Below are 3,144 nucleotides of genomic sequence, written 5' to 3'. Positions count from 1 at the left end.
CCGCCTGGGGAGTACGGCCGCAAGGTTGAAACTCAAAGGAATTGACGGGGACCCGCACAAGCGGTGGATGATGTGGTTTAATTCGATGCAACGCGAAAAACCTTACCCACCTTTGACATGTACGGAATTCGCCAGAGATGGCTTAGTGCTCGAAAGAGAGCCGTAACACAGGTGCTGCATGGCTGTCGTCAGCTCGTGTCGTGAGATGTTGGGTTAAGTCCCGCAACGAGCGCAACCCTTGTCATTAGTTGCTACATTCAGTTGGGCACTCTAATGAGACTGCCGGTGACAAACCGGAGGAAGGTGGGGATGACGTCAAGTCCTCATGGCCCTTATAGGTGGGGCTACACACGTCATACAATGGCTGGTACAAAGGGTTGCCAACCCGCGAGGGGGAGCTAATCCCATAAAACCAGTCGTAGTCCGGATCGCAGTCTGCAACTCGACTGCGTGAAGTCGGAATCGCTAGTAATCGTGGATCAGAATGTCACGGTGAATACGTTCCCGGGTCTTGTACACACCGCCCGTCACACCATGGGAGCGGGTTCTGCCAGAAGTAGTTAGCTTAACCGCAAGGAGGGCGATTACCACGGCAGGGTTCGTGACTGGGGTGAAGTCGTAACAAGGTAGCCGTATCGGAAGGTGCGGCTGGATCACCTCCTTTCTGGAAACAAGCAATTTAATTTAAACGCCCACACTTATCGGTTGTTGGAAGAAGTCGGTTGTCTTCGATGTGAAGATGATTGATGAATGGGTCTGTAGCTCAGCTGGTTAGAGCACCGTCTTGATAAGGCGGGGGTCGTTGGTTCGAGCCCAACTAGACCCACCAAATCTTCTGATATCTCGTGTGAGAGTTTGAGGGGGATTAGCTCAGCTGGGAGAGCACCTGCTTTGCAAGCAGGGGGTCGTCGGTTCGATCCCGTCATCCTCCACCAATAACTTCGATACTTATTCAACACCAAAGCAGCTTCCTGCGAAAGCATGAGGCTTCTTTGTTGTTGATCAGGATCTCTTGATCAATCGGCTGTTCTTTAAAAATTCATAGAGTCGAATCAGCGTTGCTGATGGAAACTGCACATTCGTAAAGGTTTAGTGCAGACCGTGCCATCAGCAACATAGAATTTTTGATTGCGTCAAAAGAAACTTCAATTTCGAGTCAAATCGATATTGGAAGTACGGCATAACGCGTCAGGTGAAAGACCTGACATATTCCTTGAGATGATTTTGCAGTTTCGAAAGAAACGTCAAAGTTATAGGGTCAAGTGAATAAGAGCACGTGGTGGATGCCTTGGCAATGATAGGCGACGAAGGACGTGATAGCCTGCGATAAGCTTCGGGGAGCTGGCAAATTAGCTTTGATCCGGAGATTTCCGAATGGGGAAACCCACCTGCAAAGGTATCGCATGATGAATACATAGTCATGCGAGGCGAACCGGGTGAACTGAAACATCTCAGTAGCTCGAGGAAAAGACATCAACCGAGATTCCGAAAGTAGTGGCGAGCGAAATCGGAGAAGCCTGTTAGTGATAGCACAAGACATAACGGAACAGTTTGGAAAGGCTGGCCATAGCGGGTGATAGCCCCGTACGTGAAATGACCTGTGTGGTACTGAGCTAACGACAAGTAGGGCGGGACACGAGAAATCCTGTCTGAATATGGGGGGACCATCCTCCAAGGCTAAATACTCATCATTGACCGATAGTGAACTAGTACCGTGAGGGAAAGGCGAAAAGAACCCCGGGAGGGGAGTGAAATAGATCCTGAAACCGCGTGCTTACAAAAAGTAGGAGCCCGCAAGGGTGACTGCGTACCTTTTGTATAATGGGTCAGCGACTTACATTCAGTGGCAAGGTTAACCGAATAGGGAAGCCGTAGAGAAATCGAGTCCGAATAGGGCGATCAGTCGCTGGGTGTAGACCCGAAACCAAGTGATCTATCCATGGCCAGGATGAAGGTGCCGTAACAGGTACTGGAGGTCCGAACCGACTAGTGTTGCAAAACTAGCGGATGAGCTGTGGATAGGGGTGAAAGGCTAAACAAACTTGGAAATAGCTGGTTCTCTCCGAAAACTATTTAGGTAGTGCCTCAAGTATTACCTTCGGGGGTAGAGCACTGTTTTGGCTAGGGGGTCATGGCGACTTACCAAACCAAGGCAAACTCCGAATACCGAAGAGTACAGCTTGGGAGACAGAGCACCGGGTGCTAACGTCCGGACTCAAGAGGGAAACAACCCAGACCGCCAGCTAAGGTCCCTAAAATTGGCTAAGTGGGAAACGAAGTGGGAAGGCTAAAACAGTCAGGATGTTGGCTTAGAAGCAGCCATCATTTAAAGAAAGCGTAATAGCTCACTGATCGAGTCGTCCTGCGCGGAAGATGTAACGGGGCTAAGCCAGTTACCGAAGCTGCGGATTTGCAATTTATTGCAAGTGGTAGGAGAGCGTTCTGTAAGCCTGTGAAGGTGCGTTGTAAAGCGTGCTGGAGGTATCAGAAGTGCGAATGCTGACATGAGTAGCGTTAAAGGGGGTGAAAAGCCCCCTCGCCGTAAGCGCAAGGTTTTCTACGCAACGTTCATCGGCGTAGAGTGAGTCGGCCCCTAAGGCGAGGCAGAGATGCGTAGCTGATGGGAAACAGGTCAATATTCCTGTACCGATTGTTAGTGCGATGTGGGGACGGATCTTAATAGGTCATCCAGTTATTGGATTATTCTGGTTTAGTTGGATGTAGGCGTGCATTAGGCAAATCCGGTGCACATATACCGAGGCCAACGATCGAGCGGACTTGTCCGTGAAGTGACTGAACGAGGTTCCAGGAAAAGCCACTAAGCTTCAGCTAACAACGACCGTACCGCAAACCGACACTGGTGCGCGAGATGAGTATTCTAAGGCGCTTGAGAGAACTCAGGAGAAGGAACTCGGCAAATTGACACCGTAACTTCGGAAGAAGGTGTGCCCTATTAGTGTGTAGTGAACAACGAAGCATGAATGGGTTGCAAAAAATCGGTGGCTGCGACTGTTTATTAAAAACACAGCACTCTGCAAACACGAAAGTGGACGTATAGGGTGTGACGCCTGCCCGGTGCTGGAAGATTAAATGATGGGGTGCAAGCTCTTGATTGAAGTCCCAGTAAACGGCGGCCGTAACTAT

The 3,144-nt window shown here is 50.0% G+C and carries 2 tRNA genes and 2 rRNA genes; all 4 read left to right on the top strand.

Features of this window, described 5'->3' with window-relative positions:
- Positions 1 to 664: ribosomal RNA gene (locus D3H34_RS31255) — 16S ribosomal RNA — on the top strand; the annotation flags it as partial.
- Between the two features lie 88 nt (positions 665 to 752).
- A tRNA-Ile gene (locus D3H34_RS31250) sits at positions 753 to 829 on the top strand.
- Positions 830 to 859: 30 nt separating this feature from the next.
- Positions 860 to 935 (top strand) — tRNA-Ala (locus D3H34_RS31245).
- A 321-nt stretch (positions 936 to 1,256) separates the two neighbouring features.
- Positions 1,257 to 3,144, top strand: a 23S ribosomal RNA gene (locus D3H34_RS31240); the annotation flags it as partial.

Source organism: Acidovorax cavernicola (assembly GCF_003581445.1).
Note: the sequence above shows the minus strand (reverse complement) of the source record. Positions and strands in the feature narration are given on the sequence as shown.